General features: G+C 38.9%; 13 protein-coding genes. 8 read left to right on the forward strand and 5 right to left on the reverse strand.

Features of this window, described 5'->3' with window-relative positions; genetic code table 11:
- Positions 1 to 6: 6 nt before the first annotated feature.
- From ybfE to M1F14_RS17765, 4 genes are all read left to right on the forward strand, one after another.
- On the forward strand, positions 7 to 300 hold the full coding sequence (ybfE, locus tag M1F14_RS17750) for a LexA regulated protein (protein WP_042846485.1): 294 nt from the start codon (positions 7 to 9) through the stop codon (positions 298 to 300).
- 154 nt (positions 301 to 454) lie between these two features.
- Positions 455 to 982, forward strand: a complete 528-nt coding sequence (fldA, locus tag M1F14_RS17755) for a flavodoxin FldA (RefSeq protein ID WP_042846486.1) — start codon at positions 455 to 457, stop codon at positions 980 to 982.
- A gap of 267 nt (positions 983 to 1,249) precedes the next feature.
- Complete coding sequence (gene fur, locus M1F14_RS17760; protein WP_042846487.1) at positions 1,250 to 1,699, forward strand: ferric iron uptake transcriptional regulator; 450 nt, start codon at positions 1,250 to 1,252, stop codon at positions 1,697 to 1,699.
- Positions 1,700 to 2,371: 672 nt separating this feature from the next.
- Positions 2,372 to 2,911, forward strand: a complete 540-nt coding sequence (locus tag M1F14_RS17765) for a polymer-forming cytoskeletal protein (RefSeq protein ID WP_232370520.1) — start codon at positions 2,372 to 2,374, stop codon at positions 2,909 to 2,911.
- Positions 2,912 to 3,120: 209 nt separating this feature from the next.
- Here the strand turns inward: M1F14_RS17765 and M1F14_RS17770 are convergent, their stop codons facing one another.
- Positions 3,121 to 4,518 (reverse strand): chitoporin ChiP, encoded by a 1,398-nt coding sequence (locus M1F14_RS17770; RefSeq protein ID WP_042846489.1) that lies wholly within the window; start codon positions 4,516 to 4,518, stop codon positions 3,121 to 3,123.
- Positions 4,519 to 4,972: 454 nt separating this feature from the next.
- On the opposite strand from M1F14_RS17770, the gene M1F14_RS17775 reads away from it, so the two are divergent.
- Positions 4,973 to 6,388, forward strand: coding sequence for an MFS transporter (locus M1F14_RS17775; protein WP_048606586.1), 1,416 nt, complete (start codon positions 4,973 to 4,975; stop codon positions 6,386 to 6,388).
- 36 nt (positions 6,389 to 6,424) lie between these two features.
- On the opposite strand, the gene ansB is transcribed toward M1F14_RS17775, so the two are convergent.
- Positions 6,425 to 7,468, reverse strand: coding sequence for an L-asparaginase 2 (ansB, locus tag M1F14_RS17780; protein ID WP_048606585.1), 1,044 nt, complete (start codon positions 7,466 to 7,468; stop codon positions 6,425 to 6,427).
- A 194-nt stretch (positions 7,469 to 7,662) separates the two neighbouring features.
- On the opposite strand from ansB, the gene ycaO reads away from it, so the two are divergent.
- Entirely contained in the window at positions 7,663 to 9,417 is a 1,755-nt protein-coding gene (ycaO, locus tag M1F14_RS17785; protein ID WP_071547884.1) for a 30S ribosomal protein S12 methylthiotransferase accessory factor YcaO, read from the forward strand.
- A gap of 63 nt (positions 9,418 to 9,480) precedes the next feature.
- On the opposite strand, the gene M1F14_RS17790 is transcribed toward ycaO, so the two are convergent.
- From M1F14_RS17790 to M1F14_RS17800, 3 genes are read right to left on the reverse strand one after another with little or no spacing between them, the layout of a single operon-like run.
- Positions 9,481 to 11,073 (reverse strand): UxaA family hydrolase, encoded by a 1,593-nt coding sequence (locus M1F14_RS17790; RefSeq protein ID WP_042846492.1) that lies wholly within the window; start codon positions 11,071 to 11,073, stop codon positions 9,481 to 9,483.
- 25 nt (positions 11,074 to 11,098) lie between these two features.
- Complete coding sequence (locus M1F14_RS17795; protein ID WP_042846493.1) at positions 11,099 to 12,412, reverse strand: MFS transporter; 1,314 nt, start codon at positions 12,410 to 12,412, stop codon at positions 11,099 to 11,101.
- A gap of 51 nt (positions 12,413 to 12,463) precedes the next feature.
- On the reverse strand, positions 12,464 to 13,357 hold the full coding sequence (locus M1F14_RS17800; RefSeq protein WP_131680520.1) for a dihydrodipicolinate synthase family protein: 894 nt from the start codon (positions 13,355 to 13,357) through the stop codon (positions 12,464 to 12,466).
- A gap of 356 nt (positions 13,358 to 13,713) precedes the next feature.
- Between M1F14_RS17800 and M1F14_RS17805 the strand changes: the two genes are divergently transcribed.
- Together M1F14_RS17805 and focA are read left to right on the forward strand one after the other, a co-directional pair.
- Entirely contained in the window at positions 13,714 to 14,493 is a 780-nt protein-coding gene (locus M1F14_RS17805; RefSeq protein WP_181469165.1) for an IclR family transcriptional regulator, read from the forward strand.
- Positions 14,494 to 14,941: 448 nt separating this feature from the next.
- Positions 14,942 to 15,799, forward strand: coding sequence for a formate transporter FocA (focA, locus tag M1F14_RS17810; protein WP_048606577.1), 858 nt, complete (start codon positions 14,942 to 14,944; stop codon positions 15,797 to 15,799).
- The last annotated feature ends 15 nt before the right edge of the window (positions 15,800 to 15,814 follow it).

Here is a 15,814-nt window from a genome sequence, read left to right on the forward strand (position 1 = left end):
ATAGACATGGCAAAAGAACAAACTGATCGTACTACTCTGGATTTGTTCGCTGAGGAACGAAGGCCTGGGCGACCTAAGACAAGCCCGCTATCACGGGATGAACAATTAAGGATCAACAAACGTAACCAGCTAAAACGCGATAAAGTCAAAGGATTGCGTAGAGTTGAGTTAAAACTGAATGAAGAAGCTGTCGCTGTATTGAACCAATTAGCTGAAGATAAAAATATAAGCCGTAGTGAATTGATCGAAGAAATTTTGATGTCACAACTTGAACAGGTTAATGAAGCGATACGCAAATAGTGTCATCTTGATAAATCACACAAATTTGACAGACTTAGACGCATTTTTTCGCCAGAATAAGGCGTAATATTATATTTATTTTCGTTCTAAAAGAGCTATAGAAGATCAGCACTAACTTCTATCTCCCTTAGAAAAACAAGAGGTTAATCACTTTATGGCAGTCATAGGCATTTTCTTCGGAAGTGACACAGGTAACACAGAAAATATTGCCAAAATGATCCAAGAAAGACTAGGCAAAGATGTAGCAGAAGTTCATGATATTGCTAAATGTAGCAAAGAAGATATCGAAGCTTTTGACATTCTACTTCTGGGTATTCCTACTTGGTATTATGGTGAAGCTCAATGTGATTGGGATGATTTTTTCCCAACTCTCGAAGAAATTGATTTTGAAGGTAAACTTGTCGCCTTATTTGGTTGTGGAGACCAAGAAGACTACGCAGAATATTTCTGTGATGCGATGGGAACCATTCGCGATATCATCGAACCTCGTGGTGCTGTTATTGTGGGTCATTGGCCAACTGAAGGTTACCACTTTGAAGTATCCAAAGGTATGGCAGATGACAATCACTTTATTGGTTTAGCCATTGATGAAGATCGTCAGCCTGAACTAACTGATGAACGTGTCGATGCATGGGTAAAACAAATCTCTGAAGAAATGTCCTTAGCAGAAATTATCGGCTAAGGCATATGAAATAGAGCCTAACCCATAGATCAGCTCACTTGTCGCTCTAAACGCATCATTCAAACAAGTGATCTAGTCTAAAATAGCCGATAAAGCATCCTAATAGGATAGGCTCTCAAGAGATTATCAAAATAATGAGACAAAGCATGGTTTCTATTTTTATTTTCCATGCCTATAATTGTAAAACAGTTTAGAAGACAACTGAATTTATGTTAAAAACGTCTCATTATTGTTAAATTTATGATTTAAGATACAGGACAAACCCGCATGACAGACAACAATAAAGCATTGAAAAATGCTGGACTCAAAGTCACTCTTCCAAGACTTAAGATTTTGGAAGTACTTCAAGAGCCTGAGTGCCACCACGTCAGTGCGGAAGATCTCTATAAAAAGCTGATCGACATGGGCGAAGAGATCGGGCTAGCTACCGTATACCGTGTATTAAACCAGTTTGATGATGCAGGTATCGTAACCCGCCATAACTTTGAGGGTGGAAAATCTGTATTCGAATTAACTCAGCAGCATCACCATGACCACTTAATCTGTTTAGATTGTGGCAAAGTGATTGAGTTTACTGACGAATCTATTGAAACTCGCCAGAAAAATATCGCCGCTCGCCATGGTATTAAATTATCTAACCATAGTTTATATCTATATGGCCATTGCGCAGATGGTGATTGCCGTGAAAATGCTGACGCACACGAAGCAAAAGAGTAAAAGAATCACAAGGTATTGCTACCCTATGAATAAATCATAGTAGCGACAAACGAAAAACCCCTGATAACCATGCTATTGCTAAATGTTATCAGGGGTTTTTATTTCCATAAATTATATTGTTATTCACACTATATTGGTGATTAAGCTCACTAATCTTCTGACAACTTTCACTTAAATCGCCAAATATCAGCACAGAGCTTGCATATTTAGCGCTCGATAATAAGTTGCAATTCAACCCAAATCCTTTATATTATTTTACATATGAATTTTCTTATATTAGAAATTATGCTGCCTTTATTAGTATAGGTACATAAATATCATCATAGATGATTTCCAATATATCAATAATATAAAATTTATATGCATTTAGTTTATTAACTCATTATAATTGTATTATCTTAAATTACAGTTATTCTTTAGTCTGTAACGAAGACGTTATATTACATTTTTTTATGTAGTCATTTTTTTGACTAAACTCATTTATGTAGCTTTAGTCATTTTGTAAGAGATTAACTGATGAAAAAAACCTACCTTTTTCTTAATACTAGTTTTTTCTTCTGGTTTCTTACTTTGATAGGATGGTTTTTTAGTTACTCTGCCATCACCTTATTTTCATTTGTATTATCAATTTTGTTCTTGATCTTACACTTCAATCAAAAAAAGGTAAGTAAAATGTTCACCAAAAGACAAAACAAACCAACCCCTGAAGTAACCCCAACACCAACCGCTAGCACGCCCGAAGCACCCGCTAAGCTAGAAGAACAGATTACAATAGCAACCCCGACTATAAGTGAAGAGAAATCCAATACCATCATCTCAAGGGATGTCATTTTTGAAGGTAATATTACCTCTAATGAACAAGTACATATTTATGGCAAAGTGATTGGTAACATTATAGGGAAAAATAATACAGTGAAGGTCATGTTAAATGGCCAAGTTACTGGGAACATTACCAGTAAAGAGTTGATTGTTAACGGGCGAGTTGAAGGGGAATGTTTATCTGATTCGATAAGCATCGAAAATAATGGTGAAATTCATGGAACCATTCAATATAGTAATTTATCTATTAAGAAAGGTGGTATTTTATCAGGGCAAGCAAAAGTAAAAGAGGCTACTTTACATAATGAAAAAGTAACCCAATTAAAAGATAGGGTAAAACACGACCTTAACCCCCCTACCGATAACATCGATAAAGACATCGCTTCTATATAATTATTAATAAATCTAAGTATTGTTTTAACCATTCAAAAAAGGTGAAATATATTCACCTTTTTTATTCAATCACCATTCCCTTAATATACGTATAATTAACTATTTCATTACATCATTTAATATTTAGTCTGTATGTTATTCCTATTTTTAGTAGATCACTGCCAAAATAATTAATTTAAAGCAGCAATCTACTCTCAAAAAAATTGATATTAAAATACAGTAAATGGCATCATCACCATAAATTTAATATCTTTTTCATCTTGGAAGATATTGCCATAACCACCGCCATAGCTAGGAATATCTGTATGGTTATCATATTTAGTAAAGTGCAACTTAAATAGTGTGTCTTTTGCACGGCCTGATTGTACTGTATATAAAATATCAAAGTTCCAAGCGCTTTCTCTTAAACGCACATCCTGAGCGTATTGTGAGTTAGTGCTCGGTTTTGCATCCCAACCATAAATATAGGATGTCCCAACTTTCCACCCTGCTAAATCCCAATTTTTTAAATCATACATTACACCTGCATACACCGCTTTTTCATTGTTCGCATTCCAATCAGAGCGGCCATCCCACCATATATCCATACGGCCGTTTGACGTCGCCCAACCCGGTGTCATACGTTGTAAAAAATAACCTTGGTTTCCTTCAGCTTTAACATATGTTCCTTCAACCTTAAAATCGAATTCGTCATAGGTATAACCTAATGTCATCGCTTGTAACCATGCTAAACCATCGTATACGTCATTAACGCCACCGTCTGAAACTTTATCTTTCGAGCCATAAAATTGATAAGAAAGACGTAAATCGCGGTCAACTACAGGTACTGCATATGATACCTTCGCAAAATACTGGTCCATATAATCCTTTGCTTGACCGTATGAGCCTTCTAACACTAATGAATTTTTAAAATCATATTTAAAACCAATAGCATGTAAATAACTGATCCCTGTTTTACCATCCGCTTCTCGGAAATTGTACATATCACGATACCAAGGGGCTTTATAGCGGTCAGCCCATATGTACGACATGCTAAGTTCACCACTTTGCTCAAAATCAAATACCCCACCAACCTCTACCCCTCGGTAAGTTCCTGGCATATAGCTCCAATGAGAAGCAAGCAGTGTTTGCCCTGTTGGTTGAATATAGCCCCCTCTTCCCCAAAAAGGCCCATACTTCATTTTTGCCGCGGCTTTATAAATACTCACACCACTGCGGTCGCCTTTATATTTTTCATCCCAGCGTGTCTTTGCATCACTGAAACCAATTTCATTGGGAGCCGCAGGCCCACTATTGGATAATTCGATTGCGGTAAAACCAGCCAAATCTAAGCCAATAAAGTCCTGGAAATAACCTGAGGAAAAATCAAGGCTAGCGTTGAAAGTCGAGTGCTTAAGGTTATCTGCATATTTTTTATATTTGTCGCTATTTGGGTCTAAATCTTTACGTGAACGATCCCTTTGCCAATAGTAGAGTCCACCTTTTAGTGTCGAATCTTCCAAAAATTGCTCTGCTTGCATGATAGGATGATAACCAATTGGCAGCATAGCGATGGCTATTTTTAAGACGAGCAGTTTCCTGCCAGTATTGACATGTTTATTAACCATTCTTGTATTCCTCTAATAATTTTTAGTTTTAATTTTTCGGCCGAAATACGATTTAACTTTCCTTTTAAATCTAATAATTCACAATAACTTAAGCTATTTGTGATGTATTTAGCCTATTTTTTGCGACGCGAATTATCAACACAGATACTGGCTTTGTTGCCAAAATATGATCAGCGACACATTAATTTTTTTTAGTGATGGTTATCAATATTGATTACTCAATAAAAAATAAAATGTAACCAATTGATAAATAATGAAAATTAAACATGTACTAATAACAGCCTGGGTTAAAAAACAATTCAATAAATAGCTATCTAATGATTTATTTATCTTAATTTTATAGTAATTGCTTAAGTTATATCACCACATTGACCTAATTGAATAAAAATGTATAACTGGTATAAGCATATTTAGTTGGGTTTTCTTAATTTATTTCACATATTAGAGAAAATGGATGACTCAGAATAACGAACAAGGCTGGAGCGTACTCCTTACGGGTAAAAACCTTTGGCTAACTCTAGCGTTAGCAGGGGGCATTTGCCTACATGCGATTAATGTTTATATCACTATCACAACGCTCCCTTCTGTCGTTAGGGATATTGGTGGTATCCGATTCTATGCATGGAATACAACTTTATTTATCCTTTCATCCATTATTCTTTCTGCACTAACCTCTCGGATTTTAAACCATCTCGGTCCTAAACGGAGTTATTTACTCGCTACTGCTATCTTCCTAATTGGCTCTGTTATTTGTGCCATCACGCCTTCTATGTTTATCATGTTGCTTGGCCGGATTATTCAAGGAGCAGGCGGGGGAATATTACTGACACTTTCCTACTCAATGGTGCATATTGTTTTCCCTCAGCACCTATGGTCAAAAGTATTAGCCATGATGTCGAGTATGTGGGGGATGGCAACATTACTGGGCCCCGCATTAGGTGGTTTTTTTGCTGAATATGATATCTGGCGCGGTGCATTTTGGTGCTTAGTATTTGTTGGGATACCTTATTTATGGCTAACGTGGTTGATTTTACCAAGTCATAATTTAACTGAAAAATGCCCTCAAGACCCAATCCCACTGCAAGCTTTGTTGCTACTTTCTGCCGCAGTATTGGCTATTTCACTTGGAAGTCTAAGTAAAGCAAGTCTAATCCCTATTCTTGGGATGTTAATTGCCATTTTATTATGTATACGATTAGTTAAACTTGAACGGACAGCCGAAAATACACTATTTCCCCAAGGTACATTCCATTACAAAGCACAACTTGCTCCTATTTACCTTACGATGGCGCTATTAGGGCTAAGTGTGCAAACAGAAGTTTTTGTCCCTTATTTTTTACAAACCCTTCATGGTGTTGCTCCATTAATGTCAGGCTACTTGGCCGCCTTAGTTGGAGCAGGATGGTCATGTTCTGCCATTATCTCGTCTTCATGCAAACCCGAACATGCGATAAAAACTATACGAATAGGCCCTTTTATTACCTTTAGTGCATTAGCTATTTTAGCGCTTTTCATAACAAACATTTGGCAGATTGAAACGCTGCAAATCTGGATAATCTGCTTAGCATTATTCACAACAGGAGCTAGTATCGGCGCAGCTTGGCCACATTTGCTAACCCGTGTCCTGCAAGTTTCTATCGGCCCTGAATCACAAAAAGCCTCTTCAGCGATTACCACATTGCAGCTATTCTCCACTGCGTTTGGCGCATCTTTAGCTGGGTTAATCGCCAACCTTGCAGGGTTATCAGTACCAGGGGGAGTTGAAGGGGCGCAATCCTCAGCGAGTTGGCTATTTGCTGTGTTTTCACTGATCCCGTTACTTGCCTTAATGACGGCAAATATCGTTGCTAACAGAATGAAAGGTCAGTAACTAGAAGGCGGTAAACTCACCGCCTTCTATGCATGGTTAATATTGTTCAAATAGTTCTTGAATTTGTTTTGCATCCTTCGTTTGCGTCAAAGCTAATTGCAGTAAAACCCGTGCTTTTTGTGGGTTTAACCGTTCTGATGCTACAAAGCCATATAAGTTATCATCAACTTCCGCATTACGTGTGGTATAGCCTGTTGGTACACGGCTTGAACGCACGACCACAACATCTTCTTTTGCTGCGTTTGCTAAGGCATCAAATACCGTTTTATACATATTACCATTACCGACTCCCGCACTTACTATCCCCTCAACCCCTTCTTCTCTAAGTGCTTTAACTGGTGCTGCGGAGGCATTAGCATAATTATAAACAATACCCACCATCGGTAGTTTTTCGAGTTTACTCACATCAAATACCGCCTTATCACTACGGGGCTGGGCAGCTTGGAAGTACGTCACTTTACCATCATGAATAAACCCTTCGGCCCCCGCGTTCACTGCATCAAACGCTTGTACTTCTGTAGTACTCATTTTCATCACATTGCGGCCTTGAACAACTTTATCATTCATAGCCATTAAAACCCCACGCTGCCCTGCTGATTTGTCTGTCGCTAAAACGACGGCGTTATACAAATTAAGCGGGCCGTCGGCACCTAACGCCGTTGAGGGGCGCATTGCCCCCACTAATACAATAGGTTTTTTACAACTCGTGGTTAAATCGAGAAAAAAAGCGGTTTCTTCTAATGTATCAGTCCCATGAGTGATCACAAAACCATCAGTTTTATCACAATCTTGATTAATCTTTTTAGCCAGTGTTAGCCAAACTTGGTCATTCATATCTTGGGAACCGATATTCACCAACTGCTCACCACTTAAATTAGCAATTTTTTTAGTTTCTGGAACAGCATTAATTAATGCGTCAATCCCGACTTTACCTGCTTGGTAGTTTGAAGAGGTTGCTGAATCTCCGCCTCCAGCAATAGTCCCTCCCGTCGCTAATACCGTAATATTGGGTTGGGCAATTGCTGATACGGCAAACAATGAAACCAGTGTCGCGAGCAGCGCTTTATTTCTGTTTTTCATCTTAATTTCCTTTCATTAATAAACTTCAGTTATTATGTGTATTTGTGCTGGGTTTTATGTGATCTATATAATTATTTTACGATAAATAATGAATTTTAAGATGATTTCTCTATGAACGAATAAAAAGCGTGAGGCTGACGACAAAAATCCGTATCATAGCCCGTTTGAAACACCCTACTCACAAGTGACTGACAATGAGCCAAACTTTTATACCCGGCAAAGATGCCGCTCTTGAAGATTCCATCGATGCATTTCAAACCAAATTAAAAAAATTGGGGTTTGATATTGAAGAAGCATCTTGGTTAAACCCTGTACCAAACGTTTGGTCAGTACATATTCGCGATAAAGAATGCCCTCTTTGCTTTACTAATGGCAAAGGTGCGAGCAAAAAAGCGGCATTAGCCTCTGCACTTGGCGAGTATTTTGAACGTTTATCAACTAACTATTTCTTTGCTGACTTTTACTTAGGTAAAGCGATTTCTGAAGGGGACTTTGTTCATTATCCCAATGAAAAATGGTTCCCACTGACAGAAGATGACAGCTTGCCTGAAGGCTTATTAGATAGCCGTCTGCTCAAATTCTATGACCCAGATAACGCATTAGCAGCAAGCCAATTAATTGATTTGCAATCAGGTAATGAAGAACGGGGTATTTGCGCCCTACCATTTACCCGCCAATCAGACGATAAAACGGTTTATATTCCAATGAATATCGTTGGCAATTTATACGTTTCTAACGGTATGTCTGCGGGAAATACAGCGAATGAAGCCCGAGTACAAGGCCTTTCTGAAGTCTTTGAACGTTTTGTAAAAAACAAAATTATCGCAGAAAGTATCAGCTTACCAACGATCCCAGCAGACGTGATGGCACGTTACCCTAGCGTAGTTGAAGCTATTGACACCCTTGAAAAAGAAGGCTTCCCAATTTTCTGCTACGACGCTTCATTAGGTGGGAAATACCCTGTCATTTGTGTCGTGTTATTTAACCCACAAAATGGCACTTGTTTTGCCTCATTTGGAGCTCACCCTGACTTTGGTGTTGCCCTTGAACGTACCGTCACTGAATTACTGCAAGGTCGTGGCTTAAAAGACCTCGATGTATTCAATGCCCCAACGTTTGATGACGAAGAAGTGGCTGAACACACCAATCTTGAAACTCACTTTATTGATTCAAGTGGTTTAATTAGCTGGGATCTATTCAAAGATGATGCGGATTATGCATTTGCAGATTGGAGTTTCAAAGGGACAACCCAAGAAGAATTTGCAACCCTTATCAGTATCTTCAATACCTTAGATGCAGAAGTGTATATTGCGGACTATAACCATTTAGGCGTATACGCATGCCGTATCTTAGTACCGGGTATGTCTGATATTTACCCGGTTGAAGACCTACATATCGCCAATAATGCGATGGGGGCTTATTTACGCGATACTATTATTAATTTGCCGGATAGCCAATGGGAAAAGCAAGACTACCTTGCCCTTATTGAGCAATTAGATGATGACGGTCTAGACGACTTCACCCGTGTCCGTGAGCTACTTGGTTTAGCTGTGGGTAAAGATAACGGCTGGAGCAACCTGCGTATTGGTGAGCTAAAATCCATGCTAGCACTGGCTGGTGGTGACCTTGAGCAAGCATTAGCTTGGGTTGAGTGGACGCAAGATTTCAACAGTTCAGTATTTACTGCAGAGCGTGCAAATTATTATCGTTGTTTGCAAACCCTGCTGTTGCTTTCTCAAGAAGAACAGCGTGAGCCTACTCAATACTACAACGCATTTGTTCGTATGTATGGGAAAGAAGCGGTGGATGCAGCATCTGCGGCTCTTGCGGGTGAATCATGTTTCTATGGTTTGTGGTCCATTGACGATGAACTAAAAGCGTTACCTGCACATCAAGCCTTGCTTGCCGCTTATGAAAAACTACAAAAAGCGAAAAGAGACAACGCATAATAGGTATTAGTTTATTGACGGGGTATCATTACCCCGTCAATATTTAGTTTTATTCTAAATAACTTATAAATCGAGTGAACGTTTCCACAGTAAAAAATCATACTGCTCTAAACGGTCTGCTTTGACTTTATAGTCCCCACTCGCCGTTTCAATAACACGCTCAAACAACCCTTCGCTAATCGTCGGTAATGGGACACCCTCTATAATTGGCCCGCAATCATAATCAATCATATCCGATAAACGCTCTGCTATTGCGCTATTTGTGGATATTTTCAACACCGGAACAATTGGGTTCCCTGTCGGCGTACCAAGACCCGTCGAGAAGATAACCACATTACATCCCGCAGCCACTAACCCCGTAACCGCATCCACATCGTTACCGGGCGTACAAACTAACGATAACCCACTATTTGGCATTGGCTCTGCATAATCACACACCGCACTAATTGGCGATGTTCCACCCTTTTTAGCCGCTCCCGTTGATTTAATTGCATCTGTTATCAACCCATCTGCAATATTGCCCGGACTTGGGTTATCTGCAATGGTCGTACTAAAGAAATTTGCCGTTTTTTCATAGCGTTCCATTAGTTCAAGGAATTTCTTTTTATCATCAAAAGCGATACAGCGTTTCACCATATCCCCTTCAGCACCACAGAGTTCGGGGAATTCCGCTAAACCAGATGCACCGCCAAGAGTCACTAACCAATCAGAAACTAACCCCATTGCAGGGTTACCAGAAATCCCTGAAAAACCATCAGATGCCCCGCATTTAACACCTAGTTTTAAATATGATAGAGGGACATCAACCCGAGACTGAGGCTTAACTGCTTTCATGCTCTCATACGTTTGCTTTAATGCCGTTTGCATCATTTGTTCCTCGCTGTTCCATTCTTGTTGACGGAAATACAGCGTCGGTTTATCAAAGTTAGGATTACGGGCAAAAAGTGATTCTTTGAACATGTCCCGCTGTGCTTTTTCACAACCTAAACTAAATACAGTGATCCCAATAACATTAGGATGGTCTGCATAAGCCGCAAGCACATCACACATCGTTTTGCTGTCTGACGTTGCCCCACCGCACCCGCTGGTTACAGTAATACAGCGAACACCTTCTATATGTGGAAATAGTTTTGGCTTAGTGATTGCCTCTTGTGCGCCTGCCGTTAAATCAAGTGCGAAACTTTTTAAGCTATTATTGCTGTAACCCAATGCGTCATTAAGAGCATCAGTCAACTTAGTCACATTGCGGTTTTCACAAAACACTAATGGAAAAATTAACCAGTAATTAGCCGTACCAACGCGGCCATCATCCCGTAAATACCCTTTAAATGTACGCCCCTTATATTGTGAAACATCTGGGGCCAGCCATTCATAAGGCTCTTGTTCTAACGAAACAGGTGCAGCATAGTGGCGGATATTATCAACCGTAATCGCCTCACCTTTTGCGATAGCTTTTGTGGCTTTCCCTACTGCCGTACCATACATAGACACAATGCCATCAACAGGGATAGCTTCAAGGGCAAATTTGTGCTTGGCTTTGACCTCTGTCACTAACGTAACGCTTTCATTTCCCCATTGATAAGTCTCACCTGCATGTAAGTCTTTCAGCGCTACAATCAGATTATCACTTTCATCTATTCTTAATATTTTTTGCATGTTTCACCTTCCAGAAATCAAGCTATTAATTTGACGGTAACGCCTTAATATTTTTTTTATGTGTATTCTTTTTTAGTAACCCAATAAGCAATGCGCACCCCACAGTGATCACCGCTAAAGTGACAATACCCGCGGTAGTACTATTCATCATTTTATCGACCTCAACGCGAATGATTGGCGCAAGGAATGAGCAAAATGCCCCCATCGTAGTACAAAAGCCGATCCCTGCAGCAAGTGCTGGGCCGCTCAATAGCTGTGGAGGAAATGTCCAAAAAATCGGTTGCACTGATAAAAAACCTACCGCGCTTAAACAGAGAGCTGCAATAGCGAATACCGGACTCGCAAATGCAGATAATGCAAGACCTAAAGCGGCTGCTAGCATACACACAACAGAGATTTCGATGCGACGATTTGGGTACCTGTCAGCAATACGAGGGATAAAATACACCCCGAATGCAGAACAAGCCCAAGGGATTGCAGCCACCAGTGATTGTTTAAAGCCTAGGCTTTCCCCCATGAGGGATGCAACTTGAGAAGGTAAAAAGAACATCAAACCATACACTGAAATTTGGATCGTGCCGTAAATCAATGCCAAGTGCCATACTTTGGCATTTTTCAGTGCAGATAATACCGATGTTGTTTCTGTTTTTTCATTTTCTTTTGCTAACTGCTCTGTCAGTGCTTTTTTCTCTTCATCAGTAAGAAAACGTGCTTTTTCGGGGCTATCATCCAGATAAAAGAATGCAAAGATACCAATAACAATCGCGGGTAAGCCTTCAATAACAAACATCCAGAACCATCCCGGACGACCTAACCAACCATGTAATTCAAGCAAAGCTCCTGATAACGGTGAACCTAAAGTTAACGCAAGTGGCACACCAAGAACAAAAATACCAATCACTGAGCCACGAACATTATTTGGAAAATAAATAGAAGCTAGTAATAAGATCCCTGGATAAAACCCAGCTTCACCCAGCCCAAGTAAAAAACGCAAAATAATAAATTGCGTTTCATTGGTAACAAACCCTGTCATTGCAGAAAGAACCCCCCAAATGACCGTCGTAATACTGAGCCATTTTTGGGCGCCTATTTTATTTAAAATCAAGTTTGCGGGAATGCCAAATAATGCATACGCAGCAAAGAAAATCCCTGCACCAAATGCAAAGGCAGAATCTGATAAGCCAATATCCACTTGCATGGCATCTTTGGCAAAACCAACATTCACTCGGTCAATGAATGCAACAAAATACAAAATAAACATCAGGGGGACTAAACGCTTCCACGATTTGGCTATCGCAGAATTTAAAACGGGATTGTTATAAGCTTTTATCGTTGCCATGATATTTTTTCCCTGTCAGTAAGATGTTCTATGTTTTGGATTCAGGAAAGATTAGAGCGGTGCATCAGCAAGTGCCAATAGCTGCTGAAGCTGCTCTGTCTGTGTACTGTTCAATCCAATAAATGGTGATGTGCAATGATCAGAATTAATCACCCCTTTGAGTTGTAACGCTTTTTTAAATGTTGGAATAAATGGCGTATTCACCCCATAAATCGCCATTAATTGGTCGACGCGTTGCTGATATTTTGCGACTAATGCTAAATCACCTTGAGCAAAAGCTTGCATCCATGATGCAAAAAATTGAGGGAAAATATTCGATAAACCGCCGATACAGCCACTTCCGCCAGACAACACGACATGAGCAAAGTTATTGTCATAGCCTGCATAAACTTCAAAATGTGGGAGCCGTGATTTTACTGTTTCAATCACTTGAGCTGTATGAGAAGTGTCAGGAATGGTATCTTTTAGCCCAACAATATTAGTGTATTTATCCGCTAAGCGAAGACAAACCTCAGGAGAAACAGAGTAGCCAGTGCGCTCAGGGAAGTTATAAATAAAAATTTTAGCGGGTGTTTTTTCCGCAATCGTACTGTAAAAACGGTAAACCCCTTCATCGTCTAGTGGGAAATAATACGGGCTAATGATCATCACACCGTCAATTTCCTGCTCATAGGCAAAATTAGCCAATTCAATGGATTCATTCACATCTAGGCGGCTTGCCCCTGCATAAACATGCATTCCTTCTTTTTGATAACCGCCACAAAGTTCTATTAATGCTTTTGAATTCTGCATATTTAATGCAAAAAACTCCCCAGTACTCCCCATCGTCACAAAACCTGACACCTTTCCTTTCAAAGAGTCATAAACGTGTAAGTTCTGTTCAAGATCTACTCGCCCCTTGTCATCAAAAACGGTCACTACGGGGGTAATATAACGACTTTCCATACTTTTTTTCTCCATTATTCTTTTTCTTCACCAACCAGTGTTCATATATACAAACTGCATTCATAAATAAAAACACAATCAAATAAACACGAATTCTAGATGGAGTCAAATTTATCCATTAACTTTAACTATTCACTTAATGAATTGATTAATTGAGATTTAATTGATGAAAGGGATAATAACGGTAGATTAAATCTATTTTTTTTATTAAAAAATTTTGAGCAGTATCACGGCTTTTTATTGCTCATATCAGGTTTATTCATGATGGAAATGAGACAAATCGTTTTTCTACGGCGATTTACATCGTGTTATTTTAAACCTAGAATAGCGGCAAAATTAATCAGGGAGATAGTTCAATGTCTACGGGGCACATGCCGACAATTCGAGTATTAGAGATACTTCAAGTTTTAGCGGCTGAAAATACTGGGCTTTCTTTGACACAACTTTCTGATAAAACTAATATTTTAAAGGGGACAATTTACCCTATTTTAAAAACATTGGCTGAGTTTCGGTATATCAATTACGATGATAAGAGCCAGCTTTACTATTTAGGTATTGCGTGCTCAATTCTTTCCCGCTCATTTTTCGAAAAATCATATTGGTTGAAAATGATACATCGAGAGATGACGCAAATTGTTGAAGAGTGTAATGAAGTTTGCCAAATGGGCATCTTAGATGGCGCTGATGTACTATACATAGACAAAGTGCAATCTGCTCAAAAAGTCCAACTAGTTTCTAACATTGGAACCCGCTTACCCGCCATTTATTCAGCATTGGGTAAAGCGATGATTTTTAACTATACTGACCAACAAATTGCTCAGCTATACCCTTCTGGCTTTACGCCACTCACTCAATATAGTGTGCAAACTCTACCTGAATTGCGTCAGCAACTTAATATTGTTAGCCAAAATGGCTATGCCGTAGACAATAAAGAAATCAACGAAGAAACAACTTGCTATGCTGTGGCATTGCGCCAACGTAATAAAATCATTGCAGCAATTAGTGTATCTATTCCGACCTTCCGCAGTGATAAACAAAAAGTTGATCAAGTCATCAAAACATTGCTCAACAGCCGTGAACGCATCGAACAAGAGCTAAATACATTAGAAGATATTGAATTTTATACTGAAAACTAATTTAGTGTCTTCATAAAAATTTAAAGTATTGGTTGCTTCCATCAAAGATTATTTTCTTATAATTGGCATAATTGTTAGATAAATATTGCTCGTTAATATAACTAACTAAAAAGTGGTATATCAGATTAAAGTTATACAAGTTAGGGGGATATATACACATAAGTTAAATTAAATATTAAACGGATCATATTCATCTTAAATAATTAACATTTGCACGTATTTTTTTACTTAATCCTGGCCTTAAGATAGCCTTTATAAAAATATTTTATAAATTTTAAAAAATATTTTTATGTTATTTTTCATTTGGTTACAGTTAATTTTAACATTTAATTAACCATTTTGACCACTTTCTCTAGAGACTTCATGATCCACATCAAATTTCTCATTTATCCCCTTTGTTACTATTATTGCGTGCTATAATTAATCAACTTTGTAAGAGAGTGTTGGTATGAAAGCTGACAACCCTTTTAATTTACTGCCACCAGCTGTAATGGCGCAAGTCGCAGATGATGCGGCCTTTTATAAGGCGAATAAGCATCCTGCAATTACTTACTTGTCAGCATTCACTGCCGGTATTTTTATCTCTATCGCATTTGTATTTTACATCACTGCAACTACAGGGGCGGCTGAAGCGCCTTATGGTTTTACTAAGCTCATTGGTGGGATTTGTTTCTCCTTGGGTCTGATGCTAGTCGTTGTATGCGGTGCCGACCTTTTCACTTCTACCGTACTCACTATTGTTTCGAAAGCCACAGGCAGGATCACTTGGGGACAAATGTTCCGTAATTGGTTTCATGTCTACATTGGTAACTTAATTGGTGCATTGTTCTTTGTCGCAATTATCTGGTTCGCAGGGCAATATACTGCAGCAAATGGGCTATGGGGTCTTAACGTTTTACAAACCACCAGCCATAAATTACACCATACTTTTGTTGAAGCTGTTGCATTAGGAATTTTAGCAAACTTAATGGTCTGCCTTGCGGTTTGGATGAGTTATTCAGGTCGTAGCTTAACTGATAAACTGGTTGTTCTTGTTCTGCCTGTTGCTATGTTTGTAGCAAGCGGTTTTGAACATAGCATTGCAAATATGTTTATGATCCCATTAGGGATTATGATTAAAGAATTTGCTCCTGCTGAGTATTGGGCTCAAATCAATATGTCACCAGAGCAGTTTTCGCACCTAACAGTCGGAAACTTTATTACAGATAACTTAATTCCAGTCACTATTGGAAATATTATTGGCGGCGCGATTTTAGTCGGCCTCATTTATTGGTTCATGCATTTACGTGGTGGCCAAAAACATTAATAGCCACTGACACAC

This window comes from Providencia sp. PROV003 (genome assembly GCF_045040775.1).
In the GTDB taxonomy this organism is placed as follows: Bacteria; Pseudomonadota; Gammaproteobacteria; order Enterobacterales; family Enterobacteriaceae; genus Providencia; species Providencia huashanensis.

Coding starts and splice junctions, on each gene's coding strand:
- ycaO (WP_071547884.1), top strand. CDS start 7,663: ATGAGCCAAACTTTTATACCCGGCAAAGATGCCGCTCTTGAAGATTCC.
- M1F14_RS17770 (WP_042846489.1), bottom strand. CDS start 4,518: ATGGTTAATAAACATGTCAATACTGGCAGGAAACTGCTCGTCTTAAAA.
- M1F14_RS17790 (WP_042846492.1), bottom strand. CDS start 11,073: ATGCAAAAAATATTAAGAATAGATGAAAGTGATAATCTGATTGTAGCG.
- ansB (WP_048606585.1), bottom strand. CDS start 7,468: ATGAAAAACAGAAATAAAGCGCTGCTCGCGACACTGGTTTCATTGTTT.
- M1F14_RS17795 (WP_042846493.1), bottom strand. CDS start 12,412: ATGGCAACGATAAAAGCTTATAACAATCCCGTTTTAAATTCTGCGATA.
- fldA (WP_042846486.1), top strand. CDS start 455: ATGGCAGTCATAGGCATTTTCTTCGGAAGTGACACAGGTAACACAGAA.
- fur (WP_042846487.1), top strand. CDS start 1,250: ATGACAGACAACAATAAAGCATTGAAAAATGCTGGACTCAAAGTCACT.
- ybfE (WP_042846485.1), top strand. CDS start 7: ATGGCAAAAGAACAAACTGATCGTACTACTCTGGATTTGTTCGCTGAG.
- M1F14_RS17805 (WP_181469165.1), top strand. CDS start 13,714: ATGTCTACGGGGCACATGCCGACAATTCGAGTATTAGAGATACTTCAA.
- M1F14_RS17765 (WP_232370520.1), top strand. CDS start 2,372: ATGTTCACCAAAAGACAAAACAAACCAACCCCTGAAGTAACCCCAACA.
- M1F14_RS17800 (WP_131680520.1), bottom strand. CDS start 13,357: ATGGAAAGTCGTTATATTACCCCCGTAGTGACCGTTTTTGATGACAAG.
- focA (WP_048606577.1), top strand. CDS start 14,942: ATGAAAGCTGACAACCCTTTTAATTTACTGCCACCAGCTGTAATGGCG.
- M1F14_RS17775 (WP_048606586.1), top strand. CDS start 4,973: ATGACTCAGAATAACGAACAAGGCTGGAGCGTACTCCTTACGGGTAAA.